Origin of the sequence: Pantoea sp. Fr+CA_20 (assembly GCF_024520835.1) — a bacterium.
GTDB lineage: Bacteria > Pseudomonadota > Gammaproteobacteria > Enterobacterales > Enterobacteriaceae > Pantoea > Pantoea allii.
The window spans coordinates 242,850-268,496 of the sequence record NZ_JALNPN010000003.1 but is presented as its reverse complement, the minus strand read 5'-3'; the positions used below and the strand labels follow the sequence as shown (position 1 = coordinate 268,496).

The following is a 25,647-nucleotide window of genomic DNA, read 5'->3' as shown; positions in this document are numbered from 1 at the left end:
ACATCTGCCCCTCATTATATCCAGTCTGCCTTGCCTTTCGCGCAAGATGAAAATAAAAGAGCCTGCACAACATTATGATTCAACAAAATGATGTCGCCACTGCTACGGTTGTGGAAAACGATATCAGTGTGAGGCGAGTATTGCGTTCGCCTGCACTGCTTACCCGAGAATGTCTGGCTGGCGTGATTACCGCCCTGGCATTGATCCCGGAAGTCATCTCGTTTTCTGTTATCGCGGGTGTCGATCCTAAAGTCAGCCTGTTCGCCTCGGTGGTGCTTTGCCTGACGCTGTCCATTCTTGGCGGCCGCCCTGCCATGGTGACCGCGGCAGCGGGATCGGTGGCGCTGGTGATTGGCCCGATGGTACATGTACATGGCGTGGCCTATATCCTGCCTGCGGTGGTGATGGCCGGACTGATTCAGATTCTGTTTGGTGTGACAGGCATGTCCAGGGCAATGCGCTACATTCCACGTTCCGTGATGATAGGTTTTGTTAATGCCCTTGGGGTTTTGATTTTCTTTGCCCAGGTGCCTCATGTCTGGGGCCAGTCACCCTTGGTATGGGCGCTCTTCGCCGTCACTCTGGCGATTGTGCTGCTACTGCCACGCGTGCTTAAAAGTGTTCCTTCTCCTCTGGTCGCCATTGTTGTCGTGACTGGCGTGGCGCTGTTGATGGGCTATCGCGTACCTGATGTGGGAGATGAAGGCCCGATGAGTGCCGGGCTGCCCGATTTCACGACCTTAGCCGTACCGCTCAATCTACACACGCTGCAGATCATCTGGCCCACCGCCCTGAGTATTGCGTTTGTCGGTCTGATGGAATCGCTGCTAACGGCCAAGTTAGTTGATGACCTTACAGACACGCCTTCCAGCAAACGCCGTGAATCATGGGGACTGGGCATAGGTAATATTCTTGCTGGCTTTTACGGCGGAATCGCGGGATGTGCGATGATCGGGCAGACGATCGTTAACGTGGAATTAGGCAAAGCGCGCAGCCGGGTTTCGACGGTGGCTGCAGGCCTGGTCCTGTTACTTCTGGTCACCGGTCTGAGCCATGTTATGGCTAAAATTCCCATGGTGGTGCTGGCCGGAATCATGATGGTCGTCGCCGTGAAAACCGTCAACTGGCATAGCCTGCAACCTGCGACGCTGAAACGGATGCCCTGGTCGGAAACCCTGGTGATGGTGTTGACGGTCGGCATAACGGTGTTGACGGGTAATTTGGCTCTCGGGGTGCTGGCTGGCGTTATCGTTGCGATGCTGTTATTTGCACGCCGCGTGGCGCATGTAATCCATGCCGAAAGACAGCTAAGCGAAGATGGCCAATCAGTGCGCTACTCCGTGCGCGGACCGCTGTTTTTTGCCAGCAGCAACGACCTGTTTGAGCACTTTGATTACGCGCACGACCCGCAATCTGTCACCATCGATTTAACCCATGCACAAATCTGGGATGCATCGACCGTGGCGGCACTTGACGGCATCGAATACCGTTACCAGCGCTATGGCACCCAGGTAACAATTGAAGGCCTGGATATGCGTAGCAGCGACTTTCATCGGCGCTTAACCGGCAATCTGGGCTAAGTGCCTGGCCTGCTGCTTCCGGGCAGCAGGCCGACGGTCAGGCTTGCTGCCGCCGTGCTCTGTAGCGGGCAACCATGGTGATCAGCGCCTGATAAAGCAGCCCGGCATAAAGACTCATTAAAATCGCCAGTCCAATCTCTTTACCCTGCTGCTGCCATGACATAAACCACATGAAGACGCCCCACAGAACCGAAAAAATCAGCCAGCCTCGGACGAATTTCAAAATGCCATTCATAACATCACTCCTCTTTATTGATGCGCTACCTTAGCGGGAGTTGTGGCAAAAAACCGGATCACTGTCGTGAGATGAGAAGTATCTCAAAAAACAAACAAATGGGCTTCGTCGCTTCGCTTTTATCCCCAGCCACCGTATTTTTAATAACGGTCGTCTACAATTAGCTTACTGTTAATTTCATAAGGGAAATAGCATGAATCGTCGTCTGACCTTTTTCGCTGCTGTTTTTGTAACATCCACGCTCACCGCCTGCGCGCCACCGCCGCCAGGTCCGGGTTGTGCTGCACCGCCACCACCACCGCACGATCGTCGTCCTCCGCCACCGCCTCCTGCACCGCCAGGACAGGCATTCGCGCCGCCGCCGCCCGGACAAGCTGAAGCGCCACCACCACCACCGCCTACCACGGGTCAACAGACGCCGCCACCACCAGCGCGCACCTGGTAATCCGGCAGCAAACCATCACACAATTTATCTCTAAATCACGCATAGCCTGACCGCAGCGTACAACCATTCGGTCAGGCTGATTTACCTGAACAGAAGTGATCAGGCTGAGGAAAACGGCATTAAATCATTCCTGATTTACTGACTGTGAGCGATAAACGCGCCTGACGTGGACGAGTTCCGCCAGGGTTATCGCCGGACGTAACAGCAACTGAAGACTGCCGACCACAAATAACCAGGTGCCGCCGGTCATCAGCGAATCGAAGAAAAAAAGAATGCTCCCCGTCAGAAACCAGATGGCGATAAAAAGATCGTTGAGTGCGCCAAGGGCGCGGTAGCGACGTTCTATTATGATGTGGTCTGAACCGAAATCGATTTCTGCTTGATGTCCGGGCACGGCCTGTCCTTATCGGTTTGATCAACGTATCGAATGACAAGGGTAGTGCACGGGAAAGGATTTGTGCCTGTCTTTTTAGAGTGGGCAGGATTGAGATGCGAAATTATCGTGCGCTTAACCATGCTATCAGGCTTCACGGTAAAAAGAGTAATCTGTTTATTCTGTCGAACGCATTACTTCAGAGGCGGAAGTTAGTGACAGAAAATAAAAAAGCCGATCACCCCCTCACCTCGCCGATTTTTTTCCTTCCTATTTCAACAAGATATTTGCGATGCTTTAGCTAAGCATGCAAGGAGCTGCGCTCACAGGAAACAGGGCTTGTCGAGGGACTCCTGCTCATCGCGACCTCATGTGGCAGTAAAAAAAGACGGAGACGACCAGCAGAATAAGATAGCTGCAGGCAGTAAGAACGCTGATGTCGCTGGGGAATGTTGGGAATGTTGGGAATGTTGGGAATGTTGGGAATGTTGGGAATGTTGGGAATGTTGGAGGCAGAATAATAGCTTAAGTGCAGCATTTCATTTCACAGGCCGTTGAAAAATAAATAAAAATAGTAAAAATTATCGTCATCTCGCGTTTTATTATTGTCTGCGGCTTAAGCTTTCAACGTTGCTGCCGATAATCAAAATGTAATTGATAGTACCTTATATTTATAGCCCGTTTCGCTATGCCCACATCCGAGTGGGCTTTTTTATGCCTGCCGCATGCACATCGTGCCTTTTACTGATCAAAAGTCATTCAGTTATATCTAAAAGACAGGATCACTGTATGCTTGCACAGTCAGTCGAGACTGACTGCTGGATTTTCCCTTGTAACAGTTTCTGCCTGTGTAACGCAGGCCTTTTTAATTTATTGCCTTGCCTGCTCTGACAAATTCAGCTGCCATTCTGTAGACCTCAGCCTGAAGCGGGTTAGTTTCCTTTTCCATCCACTCTTCAAGTATTTCAGCAAGTTCCAAATCAAAAAAATTATCTTGCACATCAAGCAGTTCTAGTACGGCTTTACCGATAGCGGTGAAGATGACATAGGGCCGTTCATCATAGTCGTCCATGTGTGCCTAAGTTGTGAAACGGATGTGCATCATAGCACATTAAATGAACAATTAATTTTATTCCTGGCATCACGGCTGCGGTGCTTTTCTGGTTCACTCCTGCTAACGCTAAACGTTATCGTTTATGCATCTGGCTTTATCCTTAACGCCTCGCACCAGTGTCTTCCGTTTCCGTTCCGGCACAGCCTGACTAAGCCTTCCACCGCGACATTTCCATGAACGGCTCTGTGATCGATACCAAAGCGCTTTGCCGTAACCTTATGCTCTTCCACGCCGGGAAGATAATGCTGTGCGACCTGAACCTTAACGCTGAGAACCTACTTGCTCATAAAAAACTGCACCTTACTCAGTTGGGTGTCAAACTGTTGGGGTGCAGTTCACGTTTAAACCCTGGTTTAATTCTTGTATCTTTTTCGATGTTCTTTGCATACGTCGATCACTGTCCCCATAGACTTCCTAGGATAAGGATGATCTCTTACTTCAGTCTGAAACCCGCCATCTTTAGGGGGTACCAGGTGATCAACGGTAATGTTTTCCAGCTTTGTCCACATCGGCAGGCTTAACCCATCATGCTCAATAATGGCCTCGATAAACGCGACAGCAAACACAATCTCACCAGCTTCGTCCTGAATGATTTCGTACTTGAAGTATTTATCGTCCACATTGTTGATGTAGATGGTTTTAGCAACAGATAAACAAGTCATGAGCGCCTCTTTTCATAAAATAAATTAATAGATTAGCTCAACATCCATGACAGAGTGAGCCTTTAACCTATCTTTTGAACATTTATTTATAGAAAATGTGAAAAATCACTAATGTGTATCAGTTCATAGCCAATATTGTTTCTGTAGCGCTATCTGATGGTTTTAACAGCTCTGGCTTAAAGCCAGGCAAGAAGCAAAAGCTGCTTTTCCTGAACCAGATTTCAATTTCACTTTTCGTGACTTACAAGCAAAAGGGATATCCCATCTCGAGGGCAACATTTATACCAAACAGGAAATTTCAGGGCATAAGAACGTGAAACAAACCGCACGTTACCACAGGAAGAACGTGTTTGTGCTGGTTGTCGGAGGTCAGAAACAGGATTGATATATTATGAAGTGGGGCTTTTAAAACAAAAAACCGCCCAAATAGGAGGCTTAAACGACATTGCTACTACTTGATTTTATTGGTGTTTCAATATGGTGCCCGGGGCGGGACTTGAACCCGCACGACCTTGCGATCGAGGGATTTTAAATCGCGTTTTTTTATCTTTCAATTCATAAGCTTGATGTGTTATTTCATAATATTAATATTATTTTGTCTCAAGCGAAAACAACAACTTGCCGATAAGAAACTGAGTATATTATGAAGCTTTTCTTCACAAAGGACTGGTTATGACTCCCGAATATAGATTAGACGCTGAAAAAAGAATCACTGACTACTTAAAAAGCCAAAACGTTGAAAATATTAAGTTTATTCAAGTTGAGCAAACTTTCACCGATTTGGGGCATGAAGTTCATATCTGGAATGTTAAAACCAAATCAGATGGCAATTGGTGGGTAGGTGAAGGCGAGAACGTCCCTCTTAATCTCTACACCCAGGATGAGTTTTTTTTCTCCGCTGATGAGGCATATTCATTCCATATAGGTATTACTGAGCGACTTCAGTCTCGAAGCAGAGAAGAGTTCCGCCATGTCATTGACGAACTACCGTTAGATTTAGATATGGTTAGATCGATAAGCAGAAGATTGAATGCGGCAGCTTTAGAGATAGGCAATATAACTGCCCCTGAAGACGTTCAGCACATCGGGCTGACCTGTAGGGAAAGCATGGTTGAACTAGCCGGAACCCTATACAAAAGCCACCAGGACATTCTCAAAAAAGAAGACATAAAAGCAGCTGATTTCAAAAACATTTGCCGGGTCATAATAGGTCTGTATGCGTCAGGAAAGAGAAATTCAAGCTTAAGAAAGTACTGCAGAAGCACTATTGAATCAGCTTGGGACTTATCAGCGGAGACTGTTCATTCTTCTAATAAAAACATGCCTGATGCAAAAATATGCCTCTTGCTTACATGTACGGCTGTTTCCGTTATTCAAAATCTGTTTTTTAAATTCCTAGGCTATGACAACGAAATCAAATGTCCTAATTGCCATAGTCTGGAAAGTGATGTTTTTGAATCAGAGGGCGATGGGCAACTTCATGTTGTTTGTCGGTCGTGTGAGCATGTTATTCAGACGATACCTCAAGAGTCAGAGGCTTAAATTAAGCACTGTCATGGGGTGTCAGGGGTCGGAGGTTCAAACCCTCTCGTGCCGACCAAATAATCCCTTAAAAAGCAGCATCTTACGGCTGCTTTTTTAATGCCTGCGATTTGCGATGGTAAAACAATGGTAAAACTTGCCCTCATTTAACAACTGGCAGTTCTGCAAAACGGGTCGTGTAAGCAGATGAAAGCATCTCCCGCTTCATTGCCCAGGACTTTTCAATTCCCTGCCCCGCAAAAAATAAATTAGCCTTGCCACTCTTGTTAAGCCCATCAACAATACACATCAGCGCTTCGCTGTTGGGCTGTGGCCGGTACTCATTAAACAGGTTGAGCTTGAGATACTCCCTGGCTGAAAAAATCGCCCAGCATTACTCCTGCTTTCAATAGCGGTGACCGTCGAGCCATATCTGATCCAGTGCGTCCATAGCCACCCGGATAATGTCGTGGGTACCGTTAGAAGGCGTGAGCAATTTTCCGTTGGCCTGATTACCGTAAAAAACCTCTCACTCTGCGTGCGGGATGGTACGCACAAATACAGCAATCTGTTTGCAGTATTGCCTTTCTTTCCTCAGCTTTTCTGCGGCGCGTTCTGCAAAGGCGCATACTGCCTGGCGCATATCCGTGTATTCGGTGATACGCGAGCCAAATAAACGTGAGCGCACCATCTACTGTTTAGTTGCGCGAATTCCCTTGTAGGAGGGTTCAGAACAGGCCAACAACATGCGCTGTTAACGAGTTATAATCTTTCTTTTACACAAAAGGATGCTGAAATAATGTCTACATATCTTCAGATTGCAGCTACTTTCATTGGCTTGATAGGCACGTTGTTGATGTTTTTCAACAGCTATTCTCTTCTAACCTATGAATCAGCAATGATGGGTAGCGATGAAATTATTGAGTATGACCGCCTTATAAGAACTAAAAACCATAAAATGCTTGTGAGGCAAAAAATAGGAATAGGACTTTTAACTTTTAGCTTTTTGCTTCAACTGGTCTCGTATGCTTTGTGATTATCGCAAGGCAAGAGGCAAAGGCTGCATTTCCAGAGTTAGATTTTAAAAAAGATTGAGGCTTATTATTAATCATAAGCTCATGATACATAGCGACTTTCAACGTGCCCATGGCAGCGCATTACTACTGCATAATTTGTTTTTACCGCCACTAAAATCACCAGTCGCCAGGGCTTTCATCGTATATTTTTCGCACGGCAAACTTAAAGATATAGTACCCAATAACCAGCCCCGCTAAACTCGCTACGGTTAGGTAATATTTGTATACGTTATGAGAAAAAAACAAATACCAACCCGCATAGATGAGCGATAGACCACATATGCCGATACCAATGCCTTGAACAATGCGAGATATAGCAGCAAGCAGAAAATTTTTCATATATTTACTTTCTCAAAAAAAAAGCAGCACGTTTGGTGAAATTTTTCTCTATCTGTTACCCAAAGCTGGGCAGCGTCTTCAAAAGGTCTGGTTTTATCAGCCACTAAAAAATAAAGGAGATCCATATCACCCATGCGCCTTAAGGTGTCATAGATTGAAGGATTTCTTTGCTGTAAATCTCTTGATACGTAAACCGCACGCGACATTGCGGCCCCTAGAGACATGATACTGCCGATAGTTAGCCCGGAGGCAATACGAGGAATTAAACGTGAAGAGAAAACATAACCCATGTTGGCAGCAGCCAATTGGTTGAATGTCATGCGGCCAACAAAATTCCCGCCTCCCTTAGCGGAAATCTCTTTCATCTTAGTGAAATCAACGTGTTGAAAAAAATTATCCATGAAAATTTTAATAACTTTTTCAAGATTATGCCTGGACGCCATCCCATGCTTTACTAATCGTATAAGTCTTTCTTTATCAAGAGAATTTACATATCGATCATCAGTATGGAAGAAATCATTGCCCAGGTAATAAAAATCGACGGGCAAGCTCATAAATCCCTGTATAAACCCCCGAAACATGTTGCTGTCCAAGTGAATAGCTTCTGCCATTTGATCAGCCAGCTTTCGCGCACTTATCATCGTTACCTCCATGTTTCCGACATAAATGACTATCTTCAAAGAAGATTATCTTAACTTTTTTATTAATAGTTTTCACACTTACGCTGACTATAAAATCATTAAAACTATCAACGCTGCTTGTTAAGCATAACCTAATGAAATATAAATTATTTTTCCTTTGAATACATCAGCGTTTGGCTAGCATGGCTCATTCGAGGTTTGTTAGCTCGAATCAAATACGTGCGCTGTAAAATTACAACCACCTCGATCCGTATTGTGCAAAAGATTGCAATGTTCTTATCATCTTTCTTATGCACCCTAGCCTCCCGCTTTTGGGCCGGAGACACAAACATCTGTAAATTATAAAGCCGCCTGCGTCAGTCAGATCCTTACGGTAATCATTTAGATCATTTTTACATCATAAGTTTATCTGCTCAGTTTACTGACGCTCGGACGCTGACTTTTGCAAACGCTTGTAAAACTGTCTAACCGTCTAAAGACAGATTATAAAAATGCCATCGCCAAGTCATCGCCATTTTGCTGCCACTGCCGAATTTCAGGCACAAAAAAACCGCCCAAAGAGGCGGCTTAAACGACATTGCTACTACTTGATTTTATTGGTGTTTCAATATGGTGCCCGGGGCGGGACTTGAACCCGCACGACCTTGCGATCGAGGGATTTTAAATCCCTTGTGTCTACCGATTTCACCACCCGGGCGAGGTATAACTGGAGGCGCGTCCCGGAGTCGAACCGAGGTACACGGATTTGCAATCCGCTGCATAGCCACTCTGCCAACGCGCCTAAAACTGATATGCTGCCAGGTTGTCCTGACCTGCTAATTTGGAGCGGGAAACGAGACTCGAACTCGCGACCCCGACCTTGGCAAGGTCGTGCTCTACCAACTGAGCTATTCCCGCATCATCTCACCATTCAGTTTGCTGCCTGCTGAAGGGGTCGATTTTTACTACGTTTCATCGAACTTACTGATTTTTCTTAGCTTCTGCAGCAGTGCTGCCGTTCGATGCGATGCATTCTACTGAGATGACGCGATGAGTCAATAAAATTATCCCCACATTGCGTCCGTTTGCTGCTTTTTAAATCGTATCGATCACGGTTCGAGCAAATCCCCACGCGCGGCACTCAAATACTGGAACATTGACCAGAAAGTCAGCACTGCAGCAATGTATAACGCAACAACACCTACGCCGACGACCATGCTGTCCGGACGCCACAGCAAGGCAAAAAGTGAGAACATCTGGGCCGTCGTTTTCACCTTACCAATCCAGGATACGGCGACGCTGCTGCGTTTGCCAATTTCCGCCATCCACTCGCGCAGCGCAGAGATAATGATCTCTCGCGCAATCATCGTTGCAGCCGGCAGGGTGATCCACCAAGCGTGAAAGTACTCCGCAACCAGCACCAGAGCAATGGCTACCATAACTTTATCGGCAACAGGATCGAGAAACGCACCAAAGCGCGTGGTCTGCTTCCAGCGGCGCGCCAGAAAGCCGTCGAACCAGTCAGTTACGGCTGCGACAATAAAGATTAACGCGGTAACCAATGGCGCCCAGTGGAACGGCAGATAGAAAGCCAGCACAAAGAACGGAATAAGAACGACGCGAAACAGGGTAAGACAGGTCGGAATGTTAAATTGCATATGCTGGTAACTGTCTGGATTGGGTGGTGTTTGGCATATGTTCCTACATTGCCCCCCCTGTTTCAATGCTAGTGTTTCAACGAGTAGTAGATTTTTTCTGCCAGGGCATGCGATATGCCCGGTACATTCGCGATCTCCTCCACCGATGCATTCATCAGTGGCTGCAGGCCTCCCATGTACTTGAGCAGCTGCTGACGTCGTTTTGGACCCACACCTTCAATGCTTTCCAGTGCACTGGTGTTTTTGACTTTAGCTCGTTTTTTGCGGTGGCCCGAAATTGCATGATTGTGAGCATCATCACGAATATGCTGGATCACGTGCAGGGCTGGTGCGTCGGGTGACAGCGAAACGCCCTCACCTTCTGCCTCAAAAAATAACGTTTCAAGTCCGGCTTTACGATCGCTACCTTTTGCCACGCCCAGTAAAATCGGACGTGTTTTATCCCAGGAAACGTCCAGTTCGGCAAACACCTGCTTTGCCTGGGCCAGTTGACCTTTTCCGCCGTCAATGAGAATCACATCGGGAATCTTGTCCTCCTCGATAGCTTTTCCATAACGACGACGCAGCACCTGATTCATCGCGGCATAGTCATCCCCGGGGGTAATGCCGGTAATGTTGTAGCGGCGATAGTCGGCGCGCAGGGGGCCGTTTTGATCAAACACGACACAGGACGCGATGGTCTGCTCTCCCATGGTATGACTAATATCAAAACACTCCATCCGGCTAATCTTATCCAGCTCCAGAAACTCGGCTAACGCCGTCAGACGCTGATGAATCGTCGAGTGCTGGGACAGCCGCGTTTTTAATGCCGAACCGGCATTGGTTCGTGCCAGCTTGAGATAGCGAGCACGGTCACCGCGAGGCTTACTTTGAATATTCACTCTACGCCCGGCTAATTCCGTCAATGACTCGGACAGCAGTTCGCGCTCAGGTAAGGTGAAATCAAGCAAAATCTCGCTGGGCAACGAGCGCATCTCACTGCCCTGCAAATAAAACTGCCCGACAAAGGTTTGCACGACTTCCGCCAGATCGGTATCGGCAGGGACCTTGGGAAAATAGCTTCGGCTACCCAGCACTTTACCCTGACGGATAAATAACACGTGCAAACAGGCCATCCCGGCGTCATAGGCCACGCCAATCACATCCAGATCGTCGCCCTGGTTAGACACAAACTGCTTCTCGGTGACGCGCCTGACGGCCTGAATCTGGTCACGCAGACGGGCCGCTTCTTCAAACCGTAGGTCGTTGCTGGCATCTTCCATGCGGCTGACCAGTAAATTCAGCACCTGATCGTCTTTGCCTGCCAGAAACAGCCGCACGTAATCCGTCTGCTGTGCGTACTCTTCCTCGCTGACCAGCCCGGCTACACAAGGCCCAAGGCAGCGACCAATTTGGTATTGCAGACAGGGACGTGTACGGTTGCGGTAGACGCTGTTCTCGCATTGGCGAATCGGAAAGACTTTTTGCAGCAACGCCAGCGTTTCACGCACGGCATAGCCATTAGGAAAAGGACCGAAGTACTCCCCTTTTGCGTGTTTCGCGCCCCGGTGCATAGCCAGACGGGGATGGGCATCGCTGCTAAGAAAAATATAGGGATAGGATTTATCGTCACGCAACAGAACGTTATAGCGTGGTTGATAGAGCTTGATGTAATTGTGCTCAAGCAACAACGCTTCGGTTTCAGTATGGGTTACGGTGACATCAATGTGATGAATGTTACTCACCAGCGCTTCGGTTTTTCGGCTGCCTACGTTCGTACGAAAGTAGCTCGTAAGCCGCTTTTTCAGATCTTTGGCTTTGCCGACATAGATAACCGTTCCGGAGGCATCATACATCCGGTAGACACCTGGCTCGCTGGTGACCGTACTCAGAAAAATTTTAGGATTAAAGAGGTCACTCACTACTGATTAACGGCTCCGCATTATACAGGCCATGTCTGATGGCCAGATGCGTTAACTCTACATCGCCACTGATATTCAGTTTACTGAACATCCGGTAACGGTAACTGTTAACGGTTTTAGGACTGAGATTAAGCTGCTCGGAAATTTCCGTCACCTTTTGTCCCTTGGTGATCATCAGCATAATCTGCAATTCCCTTTCCGACAAACAGCTAAAGGGAGATTCGGCTTTTTGCGGCTCAATCTGGCTAAGTGCCATTTGTTGAGCAATGTCCGATGCAATATAGCGCTGGCCTGCTTTGACCGAGCGAATTGCGTTCACCACTTCCTGCGGAGCGGCGCCTTTACTCAGATAGCCCGCAGCACCCGCCTGCATCACTTTCGCAGGCAGCGGATTTTCAGTATGGATGGTGAGCATGATAATTTTGATATCGGGATTGTAGCGCACGATTTTACGCGTGGCTTCCAGCCCACCGATACCGGGCATATTCATATCCATTAAAATGACATCGACCTGGTTGGCACGACACCATTTAACGGCATCTTCGCCACAACAGGCTTCTCCAGCAATCACCAGACCTTTAATATCTTCCAAAATACGGCGGATACCGGCACGTACCAGTTCATGGTCATCGACAAGAAGGACAGTGATCAACGCGAAGCACTCCGCAGCTAATTAAGAGGTAGCATTTAACGATTGCAAGCGGCAATCATACCCGTTTTTGCATTAAAAGCCCATATACAAGGTGATGTAAGGAAAGTATTCAATGATTTATATCAACTCATATGGCGGGTGATCGGCTCACAGCGATGAAAAAACGGCTGACAAGATTAAAAATTTAAAAAATATTCATTTTCAATAAGTTAAAACATATATAATTGATTCAAACAGCACTTTTTTTCACAAAACTCAGCGCCATCACCCTCAACTATTCCCGTCCGTTATTTATTAATTTACCTGAACAAAACGGAGGCGGCATCCTTCGTTTTGTGATGCGCTCAGCAAGCTGTATCCCCTGTGATATACTCTCGGATTGCTAGGCGTACAGATTGAAAAGACGACGTTAACCACCAAGGAGACATTCATGAGCGATGAAGATTTCGCTACCTCGCAGGAAACGCAAAAATTATCCGATGAAGTGGCTTGCCTGAAGATGATGATCACATTGATTCTAAAAGGAATGGGCCAGGCAGATGCCGGTAAAGTGATTATAAATATGGAACGCTACGTTAAAACCTTAGGTGACATGCCGCAGGCAGAAGTGTTTAGCAACACCATCAAACAGATCAAAGCCGCCTATCGCCAGTAACGCTAAGCTGCCCCCGTATCCGGGGGCACACATCTAACCATGCGGATGCCAGTTAACCGATACGCCGAGAGAAGGAAGCACCTCTTCCGGGCTGAATCGTCGTGTACCGCGATATTTTTCTGCCAGTGCCGGCTGAGTGACCGGAATACGAATGGCAAAAAGGTTGTCCTCAGACTGAATCAGACCCGGCGTTAATGGCTGATACACGACCTGATGCTGTTCGAACATTTTTTCCAGCATTGGCGTGGCCGAACTGATAATAAATTCAATACCGTTAAGCTCTGCAAGCTGAACGGCATGCCAGAGAATATTAAGCGGCAACTCAGGGTCCACTTCCAGACGCGCCGAGAAACGCGACATCTCCCATACCTTTTCATGATTAAAGGGTAATACGATACCCTCGGTTTGCTCGGGTTCAGTCCAGGGCATCAACCGCGCACAGCCACTGATGCCACTACGCACACTCCATGCAATCAACCAGGTTACATCAGAGCGATCAAAACGATCATACTCTTGACCAGGCGTGCTCAGACGCGGTGGAATCGACCAACCTTCACCCCGTGCAAACACGCTGTAACGGTAACTGCCAAGCTCGGCAAGCAAGGAGGATGGCATATCCTTTAATTGCGTTTGAACTATTTTCATCATGCGCCTCTGACATCCCCATGTTTGCAATGATTTCTTTGCGTCTGCCCAAGAACGCATCAGCGCAGGGTAGACAAGTGACCTCAACGAGGGAACTACTAAAGTTGGCAGTTGCTTTTCATTTAAATCAGTCCAATTGCTGCGGCGTAGCAGGCAATTTGAGTTTTATTAGAAACATTAAAACGTTTTTTCATATTTTTTTGGTAAAAATTTACGGTGTGCTCAGAAATCGACAAAATAAGTGAAATTTCTTGTGAGGTTTTTCCTTCAGCAGTCCATTTCAAAATTTCCAGCTCACGCTGACTAAAATCATTTCCCTGAACCATCAACGCTTCATCATTCAGGCGTTCGAGCAAGTATAAGCTTTGTTCAGCCAAAAAATGCAGCCTGGCCTCGAGCTCAACTCGCCGACAGTCAGTAATAAAGGGACGCTTTGATCCTATAGATAATATACCAACGGCTCGATTTGATGCCATTGCAGAACACGAAAATCCGCTCAGGAGCCCAAAATCACATGCATCCTGCCACATTTCTTTTGCGCAACTAAACAGTTCCGCCGTCCATTCGACCCCTCTTCCTGAGCGCTGACAAAGCTGTAGCACGGGATCGATGGCATAATAATTCTGTTCTTTATAACGTTTAATCCATAATTTAGGATAAGTATCGTGCAAATAAACGCGTGGCCGGGTAAAGGGGACGCGGTGCTGGATGAAAAAAGCGAAAAAATCAAAACCCAGTGACTGGATATAATCCTGCAAAAGCCCCTTTAATTCTTGGGTCGTGGCTAATGCCTGAAATTTATTTTCAGTTTCAGCCCGCCAGGAAAAATAATCTTCACTTGTCATATTGCCTCAAATCCCACTGCATGCTTGATATTTTTTCATCAAAAATAATTTACCCTGTGTCATGGCATCATAAAAAGCTTTATTTTCATACACTCTTTAGGTCATTTTACAGGCAAAAAGGTGAAAACAGAGTGTAGAGGAATGCCTCAGGCGATTTGAGTGGCTCGCAACAGACCAAATAATAAGATTTTTCTTATATTTTTTCAATCTTTTAACACGGCGCCTGTTAAGAAATAATACTCAATAAGTTACGATCCGCAACTTATTATCCGTCCTGAGGGCGCTATGACATCGGCGCAAATGCATGTACACATTTTCCGCATCAGCCTGACTGAGGACAGTTTTCACTCAAGCCCAAAACGTGGTATTGCCCCAAATAACAGCCAAACCCAGAGCGCTGTTTTTTACTGTACTGAGACAAGAAGAGGCTGGCTAAAAACTATTCACCGGCGCGCAAAAAAACCTGCTGGCGATGCTACGGGTCAGGGTTTTAGTGGGAAGCCTTACATTAGGGGAAGGCAGAATGCCCGATAACATTAATAAGCCTGTCAGACTCTCATTGTGTTTATAACCTAACGTGCAGCTTTAACAGAAAGGATATTTTATTGAAATAATAGCCTATTATTATTGTCATATGAAATCCACGCTGGCAGCGATTATCTTAAAGAAAAAAGAAGATATCAATCATCAGGAAAAGCTGTAATTGTTAATCACAACTAACAAGTCACCACTGTGACGCTTTTTCATCTTCATCAATATCACAGCACGACCGTAACACACAAAAAAGCCGCGACGGAAAGTATATTTTTAAATATAAGAAAAAGAAATCAATATAATCATTAACGATTTCATCCGAAAAAAGAGATAATGCATTTTATTAAAAATAAAAAATCAGCAATTAGCATCGGCATTCGTCAGCACACTATCTGCAGAAACCCGCTCCGCGCATGCCTAAATGAAAGTGTGTGGCATGAGCCGTATTATAATCTGGCCCAAGCGCATTGCCAAAAAAGTCACAACCAGACCGCCATAATCCATGAAGCAATAAGGCTTTATCTGCGGGTTGCTGCCAGTTTTTACTCACCACCAGCCGTTGACCATTGGTCAGTCGATAGGCAGTGATATCCCAGGCATCAGCGCTGGCATGTTCACTTAATCTTCCCTGAGTACGATGATAGACATTGCGACACGCATAGCTGCCAACATGCTCAATACCCGCCAGCTTGCTGCCCGATTGCTGCAGAATCTGCTGACTGCTGTGAACGACATACATAGTCGCTGCAACGGCCATCGGACAACTGGCCAGAAAACTGCTGTTGAGAGAAACGGTGCCAAACTTTTGCACCCGGAGCGGATGCTCAAGCGGGCACCGGCCTGTAATGAGCGGAGGTTGACGAAAGTTAACGAATCCCGACTGCTCTGCGCGACGCATCACGTCCAGACAGGCTGCTGGATCATTTTGCAGCCGCTTTAATTTCAGGCGCGTCATCCAGCCAGGTGCGTCGGTCACCGAAAGGGGCGTAAACGGATTAAACTGTGCGGGTAAATGCTGTTTCAACCAGGGCAGACTCATCCACCCTAGCCCGATCAATACGAAAAGCAGGACAAGCGTGCGCATAGTGCCTCTGATGGCGAAACGAAGAATAATGAGCAAGTGTAGAAGCGCGCTGCCTTGTCTGCCCTGCCGATGACACAAGGTGATGAAAGATTACCTAATCTGACGTAAAAAACGCCTGCATAAGGCAAAAATGCCGCTTTGATGAGAATGTTGTCTGATATTGTTAAAAAATCATTACCGTTTTCATTCCTACTTCCTCTATCTTATGCCAAATTATTTCAGGCAGTCATCCTCAACAGCCATCAGAGCTGACACAACATCAAGACAGGAAAGACAATTTCATGGTTGATCAATCTAATCACTCGCAGAGCCCTCAAGGCTCAGACACCTTGCGGCGTAATCTGCATAACCGGCATATCCAGCTCATTGCTATCGGTGGCGCTATCGGAACGGGTCTGTTTATGGGCTCGGGTAAAACCATTAGCCTGGCCGGCCCCTCGATCATCTTCGTCTATATGATCATTGGCTTTATGCTGTTTTTTGTCATGCGCGCGATGGGCGAATTACTGCTGTCGAATCTGGAATACAAATCTTTCAGCGACTTTGCAGCTGACTTACTTGGGCCGTGGGCGGGATACTTTACTGGCTGGACATACTGGTTCTGCTGGGTAGTCACCGGAATAGCCGATGTGGTGGCGATCAGTGCTTATTTCCAGCTCTGGTTCCCCGGCTTTTCAATCTGGATGAGTGCGCTGCTGTGCGTGTTTGTCTTCCTGGCGTTGAACATTGCCACGGTGAAAATGTTTGGTGAGATGGAATTCTGGTTCGCCATTATCAAAATTGTGGCCATCGTCGCGTTGATCATTACCGGAATTGTATTGGTTTCCATGCACTACCCTTCGCCAGGTGGCGGCACTGCATCCCTGAGTAATATCTGGGATCATGGTGGTATGTTCCCTAAAGGACTCAGCGGATTCTTTGCCGGTTTCCAGATTGCGGTCTTTGCCTTTGTCGGCATTGAACTGGTCGGTACGGCTGCGGCTGAAACACACGACCCGCACAAGGTTTTACCGCGTGCGATTAACGCCATCCCGCTACGCGTCATCATGTTTTATGTTCTGGCCCTGATGGTGATTATGTCGGTCACGCCATGGACAGAGGTGATGGCCGATCGCAGTCCCTTTGTGGAAATGTTTGTCCTGATTGGTCTGCCCGCTGCCGCCAGCATCGTTAACTTTGTGGTATTAACATCCGCCGCCTCATCCGCCAACAGCGGGATTTTCTCAACCAGCCGCATGCTGTACGGCCTGTCACAACAGGGCGTGGCCAGCCGTGCTTTTGGACGTTTATCTGCACGCGCCGTCCCTACGACGGGCCTGTTTTTTTCTTGCTTCTGTTTGCTGTGCGGCGTGGCGCTGATTTATCTGATCCCCAATGTGATGACGGTATTTACCCTGGTCACAACGGTTTCCGCCATTCTGTTTATGTTCGTCTGGACCATTATCCTGTGCAGCTATCTGGCCTATCGCAAAAAATTCCCGGAACGCCATGCGGCCTCGAACTTTAAAATGCCGTTAGGTAAATTCATGTGCTGGGTTTGCATGGCATTCTTCGTGTTCATCCTGGTCTTGCTGACGCTACAGGACGATACTCGCCAGGCATTAATGGTGACGCCATTGTGGTTTATCTTGCTGGCCGTGGGCTGGCAACTGCGCCGACGCAAACACCGTTAAGCGCCGTTAAAAACGCAAAAGCCCGACACGTGTCGGGCTTTTTTTATAGCTGGTCAGCGATATGACTGAGACTGCGTTTTAACGCGCGTTCAGTGGTCGGCAGGCGTTGCGGATGAGCATCCGGTTGTTGCGCCGTGCCCAAACCGAACGTGAAGGTGTAGCGGTTATCTTCACCCATCCGCAAATCGGCGATAGTAACCTGCCCATCATGCTCGCCCATGGCATAAAAGCCGTGACTAAACCAGGCGATACGTTCTGCAAACGCGTTACCTTTAAATGATGAAAATAACGCAGGATGACGTGGCCGCCATGTGACCTTTACAGGGCGACCGGGCGACAGCAAAGACCAGTAAGCCTCGCCATAACGGTCCGGCGTGATAATCACGCTACGCCAGACAACCGTATTTAAGGCCGTTGGCGTTACCAGCACCTTATTCGTCGCAATGCCCTGCTGTTGAAGCGACTGTTTGATTTGGCCGTCTGCGACCTGCTGAATCACAACACTCCAGACCAGATAGGCCGAACTGAGCGCCAGACCTGCGCAGTTCCAGCGTAATCCCCGATCGCTTCGCCGCCATAACGCCACACATAACCCCACGATCAGCGGTAAGGTATACAGCGGATCGACGATATAGATGCTGCCAATGGCGTAAGGATGATCGGTAAGCGGCAGTCCAAGCTGGGTGCCGTACACCGTCATCAGGTCGAGAAGAGGATGGGTAATAAGCGCCAGCCAGACAGCAGGCCACCAGGTTATCCATGTCGCTCCTGCACGGCAAAGCCGCGCGACCAGCCAGGCCAGTAACGGGGAAATCAGCGTCAGATAAAGCAGCGCGTGACTTTCAGTGCGGTGCAGCGTCATATTGCTGATGGCATCACCGTGATCGATAAAGACATCCAGATCGGGCAATGTTCCCGCTATCGCTCCAACAAGGGCTGCCTGCCAGGCCGGAACGCGGCGTCCCATCACCGCCATGGTGACTGATGCGCCCAGTACGCATTGTGAAACAGAATCCATCAGGCCACTCCGTTGTTTGTTCCTGTATTCAGTATGGCCGCGTTCTCTTAGCGCACCCGAATACCTTCAATAATAATGCGCTGAACGTTCTCCACCGTCTCTTCGAAAAACAGGGGATTGCTGAGCTTGCTTCCCGTGATGGCTTCGACCTGGCTGGCAAAATCAGCATAGTGCTGTGTGGTTGCCCACAGCATAAAAATCAGGTGTTGAGGCTGAATACCCGCCAGCCGGCCTTCGGCTATCCAGCGCTGTATGATCGCTGTTTTATCGTCCATCAGCTTTTTTAAATCCCCTGCCAGCTCACCTTTTAGCAAGGGTGCGCCCTGAAGCATTTCGAGGCAAAACAGCCTTGATGCCTGGGGATGATCGCGGGACACTTCCAGTTTCAGACGAATATAATGACGAATGGCTCTTAGAGGTTCCTGATCGTGACTGAGTGCGCGCAGAGGTGCCAGCCAGACATCCAGGATCTCTTTTAACACGGCGATATAGAGCGCTTCTTTCGAGGGATAGTAATACAGCAGATTCGTTTTGGAGACGCCGACATGTTCAGCCACTTTTTCCAGCCGCGTACCATGAATGCCAAACTGGGAAAAAAAGCTCAGTGCGGCATCCAAAATAGCCGCCCGTTTGGCTGCAACAGCCACTGCGCGGCGCGTGGGCACTGATGTTTCCTTTTTCATAGGCTTTTCCCTTCACGTTAACTGTACGCATCATAGCAACGCACTGATTTTATGCCACTTGTGGCGGTACACTTCCCTGAGCGTTAGCACAGGGCGGTAACGCTAAGAGAGCGAGCACCGAGCGAATCCCGGCCTCTGCGGCTCTTGTAGCAGAAGGTGCATTGGTTCAGGCGGTTTGCGCACCGCCCTTCGTCGCCTTCAATCATCCCGCGCGGAGGAAGGGGGGAACGCTTTACGGCGTTTTAAACGCAGTTCACTCATTATTACGCCGCATACGATAAAGGCCGCGCCGAGTATCGCCGTGGCGGGTAAACGTTCTCCCGCGATGCGCCCAACGACGCCCGCCCATACCGGTTCTCCGGCATAAATCACCGTCGCCCGCGTGGGCGACACGCTACGTTGTGCCCAGTTCATCGTCACCTGTATCAGTGCACTGGCCGCGCCCAGGCCGATCGCACTGAGTAATAACGGTGTCGACAGTGCTGGCAACGTTTCTCCATTGGGAAGCATAAAGCAGAAGGCACACAGTGAAGCGACCGTGAGTTGAACAAAGGTCACACGACGAACATCAACATGCCCGGCAAAGCGGCTGATAAGGATAATTTCGCCCGCGATCGCCAGCGTACTGAGCAGCGTGGCAATCTCGCCCTGATTCAGCGAAACGCGTCCATCCTGCGGTCCCGCGACCAGTATTAAACCGCAAAATGCCAGTAAAATACCTAACCACGCCATTAACCGGGGTGGTCGACGCAGGAACAACCACTGCAGGAGCGGCACAACCGGAACGTACAACGCAGTAAGAAAGGCTGACTGGCTGCTGGAAATGGTCTGCATTCCCCAGGTCTGTAAACCGTAACCACCGGCGATGGTCAGGCCGATAAGCGTCCCCGCCTTGATTTCGCTTCCGCTCATGGCGGTGAGATGACGGCGAAAAAAGAGCGCCAGTAATACCGCTGCCGTGGCAAAACGCAGCCCGACAAAGAAAAAGGGGCCGGAATGCTGCATCGCCCGATGCACCACTAAAAAAGTCCCGCCCCAGATAACCGTGATGAAAATAAGTACCCATTCCTGACGCGTTATGCGCAGAGTCAGTCTGCGCGTCGTATCCGACATAGTTCACCTGCCTGGTTGATTCAGGCGCTATTGTGGTAAGTGATGCCAGGTAATGCAATCTCATCCGCCATCGGGCTATGAATGAAGGCCAGCAAACGGCGAATCAACCTGTTGCATTAGGTTGTGACAGGCTCTGTTCCTGCGGGGCGAGCGCGGTGATGGATTTCGACATGCCAGTGCGGGCCAGCATCTGACTACTATCGCTCGCTCAGCATGTGCTGTTACGTAGCCGGGTTCGCCAGGGCTGTCAGATACCTGACTAATGAGTGTTACCCACAGATAGCGTCATAAAACGTATACCACAAGCGTCAAAATGGCTAAATAACAACCAAAATAGTGATTCTTTAGCCGGGAAGTTACATTTAGAAACAGAGTTATCACTAAGAATCGCCCTGGAAATAGAACAATAACCCCACCAAAAGCCCATTTTCAGCGTTTTTTAAACCGTTACGCTTGCGGCTCTCCAGCAGTTGCTCAAAGCTCTTCTATACTTTTGGGTGTGTTGAATAACCCCCCGGAGAGATCAATGGCTAAGATTCTGGTGCTTTACTATTCAATGTATGGACACGTTGAAACCATGGCTAACGCCGTGGCCGAAGGTGCCCGCAAGGTACCGGGTGCGCAGGTAGACCTTATGCGCATTCCCGAAACCATGGACGCCGAGCGCTTTGCAGAGGTCGGCGGCAAAACGCAGCAATCTGCGCTTGAGGCCACGCCAGAGATACTGCCGCAATACGACGCCATTATTGTCGGTACGCCTACCCGCTTCGGTAACATGTCTGGTCAGATGCGCACCTTCTGGGACCGCACCGGTGGCCTGTGGGCATCCGGAGCGCTCTACGGCAAAATCGCCAGCGTATTTGCCTCCACTGGTACAGGCGGCGGACAGGAACAAACCATTACCTCTGTCTGGACCACCCTCGCCCATCACGGCATGGTCATCGTTCCCATCGGTTATGGCACCAAAGAGATGTTCGATATTTCGCAAGTCCGTGGCGGAACACCTTATGGTGCCACCACGCTGGCGGGCGGAGATGGTTCGCGTCAGCCTTCGGAAGAAGAATTGATCATTGCTCGTTTTCAGGGCGAACACGTTGCCGGGCTGGCAACAAAACTTAAGGACTCATCTTCCTAAAGGAGATCGCTATGTCGAATAGTCAGGCAAAAGCACATCATGTTGGCGAATGGGCCAGCTTGCGCCACACCTCGCCAGAAATTGCCGAGGCCATTTTTGAAGTCGCAAACTATGACGAGCGCCTTGCTGAAGAAATCTGGCGTCAACAAGGCAGTGACGATGTTTTAATCCGCGCATTTGAAAAAACCGATGCGGATGTCCTTACCTGGGACGACAAACCCGTAGAACGCAAAAACGTCTGACAGTGTGGCGGGTTATCCCGCCATGCTTTTTTTACTCGCTGACCAAGGAGAGCTGCATGTCTTCCTATCAAAGCATCAACCCTGCTAACAACCAGTTAATGAAAAGCTGGCCTTCCCACGACAGCGCGGCAGTTAGCCATGCGCTGGAAACGGCCGATCACCTGTACCACTCAGACTGGAGCAAAGGCGATATTCAGCCACGCCTCCAGGTGCTGAAAAAACTGGCTGACCTGATTGATGACCGAGCGGAAGAACTGGCAAGCATCGCCAGTAAAGAAATGGGCAAACTGATTGGCCAGAGCCGCGGTGAAGTACAAATTTGTTCTCAGATTGCCCGTTACTATGCCGAGAATGCTGAACGCATTCTTAAGCCACAGCCTTATAACAGTGAACTCGGGGAAGCCTGGGTTGAATATCACCCTATCGGTGTTCTGGTGGCCGTTGAACCCTGGAACTTCCCGTATTATCAGTTAATGCGCGTACTGGCACCTAACCTGGCGCTGGGAAACCCTGTCCTGGCTAAGCATGCCAACATTGTTCCGCATTGTGCTGACGTGTTTGAAAAACTGGTCAGGGAAGCAGGTGCGCCCGAAGGGGCCTGGACTAATCTGTTTATCTCAACCGATCAGGTGGCAGAACTCATTGCCGATGACCGTGTTCAGGGCGTGGCGCTTACGGGTTCCGAACGTGCCGGGAGTGCTGTTGCAGAGCAGGCAGGCAAACATCTGAAAAAATCGACGCTTGAGCTGGGTGGCAATGATGTTTTCGTTGTGACCGAAGATGCCGATCTTGATGAGGCGGTGCGTCAGGGCGTACAGGCGCGACTGAGCAACTGCGGTCAGGTTTGTACTGCCGCTAAACGCTTTATCCTCAATGAGAAAATTGCGGACACCTTTATTGATAAGTTCAGCGCGGCGCTGAATGCAGCAACCCTGGGCGATCCACTGGATGAGAAAACGACCCTCGGCCCCCTTTCCTCCGCGGATGCACGCGATCGTCTGGTAAAACAGGTTGATGAAGCGGTGGCGAATGGCGCGCGGCTGATTACCGGCGGCAAAGCCGTGGCGGGTGTAGGTTGTTTCTACCAGCCGACTGTATTGACCAACATTACGCGCGATAACCCGGCGTACTTCGAGGAATTTTTTGGCCCCGTCGCGCAAATGTACGTGGTGGCTAACGATGCTGAAGCGGTCGCGCTGGCCAACGATTCGCATTACGGCTTAGGCGGTTCGGTGTGGACCCAGGATATTGCCCGCGGTCGTAAGCTGGCCTCCGCCATTGAAACAGGCATGGTGTTTATTAATTCGCAAAGCGACACGTCCGCTGAGCTTCCGTTCGGCGGAGTAAAACGTTCCGGTTATGGACGCGAACTTTCCGACCTTGGCATTAAAGAGTTTGCTAACCAAAAGCTGGTTGTGGTTGCAGGCTGAGCATAGCGTTGCCATAAAAAACCCCGTCTTGACGGGGTTTTTTATTTTCAGGTGCTGAACAGGATCAGTTCGCTGCCGCAGGTTGCTTCGCATCACCATTTTCAGTTTTGGCTGGCGCAGTATTGGCGGTGGCATTATTGCTTCCCGCCTGTGGTGCAGCACTGTCAGCCTTAGCCTTATCATCAGCCGCTTTCTGCGCTGCCGCCTTATCTGCCCTGGCTTTTTCGTCAGCCGCCTTCTGAGCAGCGGCCTTCTCTGCCGCCGCCTTGTCAGCATTAGCCTTATCATCGGCTGCTTTTTGAGCAGTGGCTTTGTCAGCAGCGGCTTTATCCGCTTTGGCCTTTTCATCAGCCGCTTTATCGGCAGCGGCCTTGTCAGCCTCCGCCTTTTGCGCTGCGGCACTATCGGTTGCCGCTTTGACATCGTCAGGTTTCGCCGCTGCAGCGGGCTGTTCCGGCGCCGCAGGCTGCAGTGCTGTGCCCTGAAGCGAGCTGTTTAATACCTGGGCAAACTGATCCCAACTGCAGTAACCGTTAGCGTCTGTCTGGCAACCTGCCAGTTGCAGCGTCACGCGCTTAGGTGGCTTCTTCAGGCTCAGTACTTCTGCATCGCGCAGTTGATCGGCTGTTTGATAAACGTATTCGATTTTCAGCAAATCTTTGTTGTTTTTCGCATCGTGCCAACGCTCAAACACCACCTGCCCGCCGATCGGCGTTTTTTCGTAGGTATCAGGTAATTCATAAGGCTTAACCTGTAACGCACTCAGCAGTGACGCAATGTTAGAATCATGCCCAACCATCAGCGTGACTTTTGGCGAGTCTGACTTTTCCTGATCGATAAGCTGGCTGCGAATGTAGTCCACCAGCGGCGCAGCGACATCGCGTGCTACATCAGGCGTGGTGAACAGCACGTCCTGATAGCCATTTTTAATGGCTGAAAGCGCCTGCCACTGTTCAGGCGTTTTGATTTGTCCCCAGGCAACCTGATCCAGCGGGAAGCCTTCGTAATATTGCAGCGTAAAGGCATCCATGAGTGAATTGCCCACTTTAAGTGGCCCGTTGACGCCAGGCTCTTTGCCGTTTTCCGCGATAAATGTGTTCTGACCCGTACTCAAATCGCACTGCTTTTTGTTGTTACAGGCGGGAGACGATTTGTAATCAACAATCTTCTCAAGACGCTGGAAAGCGGGTTTCAGTGACAGTTTTTCATTGGCTGCGGTCATGCCCGCCAGCGCTTTTTTGATGAATTCTTCATTACCCTCAGTGATAACCGGATTAAATACCGGGTCCATGCTACCCATTTCATCCTGATGGGTAACAGCAATATCACAACCTGGGAAAGCACCATTCACAAAGAACTGCGCCGTCGCCACAGTGCGCTGCAGACTGTTTGCATAAACAAAGACGCTGTTGCTGTCCGGGCAGACGCCGTTCTTAACCAGTCCCTGCTGCGCAAGCCACTGACGCGTATAATTACCCATATACACTTCCAGCACACCGCCTTTCGTGGTCAGTTGTCCACCCGGAACATCCCATTCCGGCCAACTTTTTTTCGTGGACTGTGCCAGCACGCTGCCGTTATCCGCAAGCGGTGCACGCAGGTTATGGCGGCTGAACATCAGCACCTGTTGTAACTGCATATCGTTGTCAGCGGCGTGTGCCAGCGTCCCAATCGGTAATGCAGCAAGTACCGACAATGCGCAAAGACTCAGTTTCTTGATCATTGTGCCTATTCCATTCATTCAGTAAAAAAACACTCTGGCTATCAACCGATTAGCACGCATCAGAGCGACGTGGCGAATAGTGTAACTCAGCTTGCCCCCGAAAAGCGCCAGGCAACAGTAAAAACAATTAATGGACTATAGCAGAGATGCTGGACGCCGTTCAAAACCGTACAGTTTGCTGAAAACGAAGAGATAATTAATAACAGGTGGGGAGGAAGGAATAAAAACGAAGCAGGCCAGCACGCTGTGCTGGCCTGTAAAATGTGGCGGAGGAAGAGAGATTCGAACTCTCGGATGGTTTCCCATCGGCGGTTTTCAAGACCGCTGCCTTAAGCCGCTCGGCCATCCCTCCGGATTGTAACACTACTGCAAAGGCAAGATGCTATTACTCTGTCTTGCCGCTTCATGCCTGACTGGTCAATGAAGTGGCGGAGGAGGAGAGATTCGAACTCTCGGATGGTTTCCCATCGGCGGTTTTCAAGACCGCTGCCTTAAGCCGCTCGGCCACCCCTCCGCAATGACGCGCACTATAAACATCCCCTATGGAGATGTAAAGCCTGTGATAATCCGTTCGCCTGAAAAACAGCCAAATTCGCGTTATTCGTTGGCTAAATCGCCATTCTGCTCAAAGAATTAACGCGTTAACGCGTAAAGAAGGGTAAAACGGCTTTTCCCTCTCTATAGTGCTGCG

25 protein-coding genes, 5 tRNA genes and 1 pseudogene are annotated in these 25,647 nt (G+C 49.1%); 9 read left to right on the top strand and 22 right to left on the bottom strand.

Annotated elements, in window-relative coordinates; all coding sequences use genetic code 11:
• Nucleotides 1–74: 74 nt before the first annotated feature.
• Complete coding sequence (locus tag NR177_RS06105) at nucleotides 75–1,580, top strand: SulP family inorganic anion transporter (protein WP_256852472.1); 1,506 nt, start codon at nucleotides 75–77, stop codon at nucleotides 1,578–1,580.
• Between the two features lie 37 nt (nucleotides 1,581–1,617).
• Here NR177_RS06105 and NR177_RS06100 read toward each other — a convergent pair whose 3' ends face one another.
• Nucleotides 1,618–1,815 (bottom strand): DUF6404 family protein, encoded by a 198-nt coding sequence (locus NR177_RS06100; protein ID WP_063879018.1) that lies wholly within the window; start codon nucleotides 1,813–1,815, stop codon nucleotides 1,618–1,620.
• Between the two features lie 193 nt (nucleotides 1,816–2,008).
• Between NR177_RS06100 and NR177_RS06095 the strand changes: the two genes are divergently transcribed.
• A complete protein-coding gene (locus tag NR177_RS06095; RefSeq protein WP_156506658.1) occupies nucleotides 2,009–2,260 on the top strand; it encodes a hypothetical protein in 252 nt (83 codons plus the stop codon).
• Between the two features lie 124 nt (nucleotides 2,261–2,384).
• Here NR177_RS06095 and NR177_RS06090 read toward each other — a convergent pair whose 3' ends face one another.
• The 3 genes from NR177_RS06090 to NR177_RS06080 all read right to left on the bottom strand — a co-directional run bounded on the left by NR177_RS06090 (nucleotide 2,385) and on the right by NR177_RS06080 (nucleotide 4,409).
• On the bottom strand, nucleotides 2,385–2,654 hold the full coding sequence (locus NR177_RS06090) for a YrhK family protein (protein WP_063879017.1): 270 nt from the start codon (nucleotides 2,652–2,654) through the stop codon (nucleotides 2,385–2,387).
• Between the two features lie 844 nt (nucleotides 2,655–3,498).
• Nucleotides 3,499–3,705, bottom strand: coding sequence for a hypothetical protein (locus NR177_RS06085; RefSeq protein ID WP_063879015.1), 207 nt, complete (start codon nucleotides 3,703–3,705; stop codon nucleotides 3,499–3,501).
• 395 nt (nucleotides 3,706–4,100) lie between these two features.
• Complete coding sequence (locus NR177_RS06080) at nucleotides 4,101–4,409, bottom strand: hypothetical protein (protein WP_256852471.1); 309 nt, start codon at nucleotides 4,407–4,409, stop codon at nucleotides 4,101–4,103.
• Between the two features lie 672 nt (nucleotides 4,410–5,081).
• On the opposite strand from NR177_RS06080, the gene NR177_RS06070 reads away from it, so the two are divergent.
• Entirely contained in the window at nucleotides 5,082–5,951 is an 870-nt protein-coding gene (locus NR177_RS06070) for a hypothetical protein (protein ID WP_210453675.1), read from the top strand.
• Between the two features lie 142 nt (nucleotides 5,952–6,093).
• On the opposite strand, the pseudogene NR177_RS06065 reads toward NR177_RS06070, so the two are convergent.
• A pseudogene (locus tag NR177_RS06065) lies at nucleotides 6,094–6,621 on the bottom strand (DUF4113 domain-containing protein); the annotation flags it as partial.
• 108 nt (nucleotides 6,622–6,729) lie between these two features.
• On the opposite strand from NR177_RS06065, the gene NR177_RS06060 reads away from it, so the two are divergent.
• The gene (locus NR177_RS06060; protein WP_256852470.1) at nucleotides 6,730–6,966 is read left to right on the top strand and encodes a hypothetical protein; all 237 of its coding nucleotides are present in this window, start codon (nucleotides 6,730–6,732) and stop codon (nucleotides 6,964–6,966) included.
• A gap of 157 nt (nucleotides 6,967–7,123) precedes the next feature.
• Here the strand turns inward: NR177_RS06060 and NR177_RS06055 are convergent, their stop codons facing one another.
• The 8 genes from NR177_RS06055 to uvrY form a co-directional block, all read right to left on the bottom strand.
• Nucleotides 7,124–7,345 (bottom strand): hypothetical protein, encoded by a 222-nt coding sequence (locus NR177_RS06055; RefSeq protein WP_256852469.1) that lies wholly within the window; start codon nucleotides 7,343–7,345, stop codon nucleotides 7,124–7,126.
• A complete protein-coding gene (locus tag NR177_RS06050; protein ID WP_256852468.1) occupies nucleotides 7,342–7,956 on the bottom strand; it encodes a hypothetical protein in 615 nt (204 codons plus the stop codon). The genes NR177_RS06055 and NR177_RS06050 overlap by 4 nt, the downstream gene beginning before the upstream one ends.
• Nucleotides 7,957–8,596: 640 nt before the next feature.
• Nucleotides 8,597–8,683: transfer RNA gene (locus tag NR177_RS06045), tRNA-Leu, on the bottom strand.
• Nucleotides 8,684–8,693: 10 nt separating this feature from the next.
• Nucleotides 8,694–8,767 (bottom strand) — tRNA-Cys (locus NR177_RS06040).
• Between the two features lie 40 nt (nucleotides 8,768–8,807).
• A tRNA-Gly gene (locus tag NR177_RS06035) sits at nucleotides 8,808–8,883 on the bottom strand.
• A 191-nt stretch (nucleotides 8,884–9,074) separates the two neighbouring features.
• Entirely contained in the window at nucleotides 9,075–9,623 is a 549-nt protein-coding gene (gene pgsA, locus NR177_RS06030) for a CDP-diacylglycerol--glycerol-3-phosphate 3-phosphatidyltransferase (RefSeq protein WP_063879010.1), read from the bottom strand.
• Nucleotides 9,624–9,691: 68 nt separating this feature from the next.
• The gene (gene uvrC / locus NR177_RS06025) at nucleotides 9,692–11,524 is read right to left on the bottom strand and encodes an excinuclease ABC subunit UvrC (RefSeq protein WP_109717265.1); all 1,833 of its coding nucleotides are present in this window, start codon (nucleotides 11,522–11,524) and stop codon (nucleotides 9,692–9,694) included.
• Complete coding sequence (gene uvrY, locus NR177_RS06020; protein ID WP_063879008.1) at nucleotides 11,517–12,176, bottom strand: UvrY/SirA/GacA family response regulator transcription factor; 660 nt, start codon at nucleotides 12,174–12,176, stop codon at nucleotides 11,517–11,519. The genes uvrC and uvrY overlap by 8 nt, the downstream gene beginning before the upstream one ends.
• Nucleotides 12,177–12,606: 430 nt before the next feature.
• On the opposite strand from uvrY, the gene NR177_RS06015 reads away from it, so the two are divergent.
• Entirely contained in the window at nucleotides 12,607–12,831 is a 225-nt protein-coding gene (locus NR177_RS06015; protein WP_013025302.1) for a DUF2594 family protein, read from the top strand.
• Nucleotides 12,832–12,864: 33 nt separating this feature from the next.
• Here the strand turns inward: NR177_RS06015 and NR177_RS06010 are convergent, their stop codons facing one another.
• From NR177_RS06010 to NR177_RS06000, 3 genes are all read right to left on the bottom strand, one after another.
• Complete coding sequence (locus NR177_RS06010; RefSeq protein WP_063879007.1) at nucleotides 12,865–13,476, bottom strand: acyl-homoserine-lactone synthase; 612 nt, start codon at nucleotides 13,474–13,476, stop codon at nucleotides 12,865–12,867.
• Nucleotides 13,477–13,598: 122 nt separating this feature from the next.
• A complete protein-coding gene (sdiA, locus tag NR177_RS06005; RefSeq protein ID WP_145395161.1) occupies nucleotides 13,599–14,321 on the bottom strand; it encodes a transcriptional regulator SdiA in 723 nt (240 codons plus the stop codon).
• A gap of 922 nt (nucleotides 14,322–15,243) precedes the next feature.
• A complete protein-coding gene (locus NR177_RS06000; protein WP_145395160.1) occupies nucleotides 15,244–15,939 on the bottom strand; it encodes an extensin family protein in 696 nt (231 codons plus the stop codon).
• A gap of 281 nt (nucleotides 15,940–16,220) precedes the next feature.
• Between NR177_RS06000 and cycA the strand changes: the two genes are divergently transcribed.
• A complete protein-coding gene (gene cycA, locus NR177_RS05995; RefSeq protein WP_063879004.1) occupies nucleotides 16,221–17,612 on the top strand; it encodes a D-serine/D-alanine/glycine transporter in 1,392 nt (463 codons plus the stop codon).
• 43 nt (nucleotides 17,613–17,655) lie between these two features.
• On the opposite strand, the gene NR177_RS05990 is transcribed toward cycA, so the two are convergent.
• The 3 genes from NR177_RS05990 to NR177_RS05980 form a co-directional block, all read right to left on the bottom strand.
• Entirely contained in the window at nucleotides 17,656–18,630 is a 975-nt protein-coding gene (locus tag NR177_RS05990) for a metal-dependent hydrolase (protein WP_256852467.1), read from the bottom strand.
• A 47-nt stretch (nucleotides 18,631–18,677) separates the two neighbouring features.
• The gene (gene rutR / locus NR177_RS05985; RefSeq protein WP_256852466.1) at nucleotides 18,678–19,313 is read right to left on the bottom strand and encodes an HTH-type transcriptional regulator RutR; all 636 of its coding nucleotides are present in this window, start codon (nucleotides 19,311–19,313) and stop codon (nucleotides 18,678–18,680) included.
• A gap of 198 nt (nucleotides 19,314–19,511) precedes the next feature.
• Nucleotides 19,512–20,426, bottom strand: a complete 915-nt coding sequence (locus tag NR177_RS05980; protein WP_256852465.1) for a DMT family transporter — start codon at nucleotides 20,424–20,426, stop codon at nucleotides 19,512–19,514.
• 526 nt (nucleotides 20,427–20,952) lie between these two features.
• Between NR177_RS05980 and wrbA the strand changes: the two genes are divergently transcribed.
• From wrbA to NR177_RS05965, 3 genes are read left to right on the top strand one after another with little or no spacing between them, the layout of a single operon-like run.
• Nucleotides 20,953–21,561, top strand: a complete 609-nt coding sequence (gene wrbA / locus NR177_RS05975; RefSeq protein ID WP_256852464.1) for an NAD(P)H:quinone oxidoreductase — start codon at nucleotides 20,953–20,955, stop codon at nucleotides 21,559–21,561.
• Between the two features lie 11 nt (nucleotides 21,562–21,572).
• Nucleotides 21,573–21,803 (top strand): YccJ family protein, encoded by a 231-nt coding sequence (locus NR177_RS05970; RefSeq protein WP_063878999.1) that lies wholly within the window; start codon nucleotides 21,573–21,575, stop codon nucleotides 21,801–21,803.
• A gap of 56 nt (nucleotides 21,804–21,859) precedes the next feature.
• A complete protein-coding gene (locus NR177_RS05965) occupies nucleotides 21,860–23,233 on the top strand; it encodes an NAD-dependent succinate-semialdehyde dehydrogenase (protein ID WP_109717259.1) in 1,374 nt (457 codons plus the stop codon).
• A 64-nt stretch (nucleotides 23,234–23,297) separates the two neighbouring features.
• Here NR177_RS05965 and agp read toward each other — a convergent pair whose 3' ends face one another.
• The 3 genes from agp to NR177_RS05950 form a co-directional block, all read right to left on the bottom strand.
• The gene (agp, locus tag NR177_RS05960; RefSeq protein WP_256852463.1) at nucleotides 23,298–24,956 is read right to left on the bottom strand and encodes a bifunctional glucose-1-phosphatase/inositol phosphatase; all 1,659 of its coding nucleotides are present in this window, start codon (nucleotides 24,954–24,956) and stop codon (nucleotides 23,298–23,300) included.
• A 264-nt stretch (nucleotides 24,957–25,220) separates the two neighbouring features.
• Nucleotides 25,221–25,308, bottom strand: a tRNA-Ser gene (locus NR177_RS05955).
• Nucleotides 25,309–25,382: 74 nt separating this feature from the next.
• Nucleotides 25,383–25,470 (bottom strand) — tRNA-Ser (locus NR177_RS05950).
• Nucleotides 25,471–25,647: the final 177 nt, after the last annotated feature.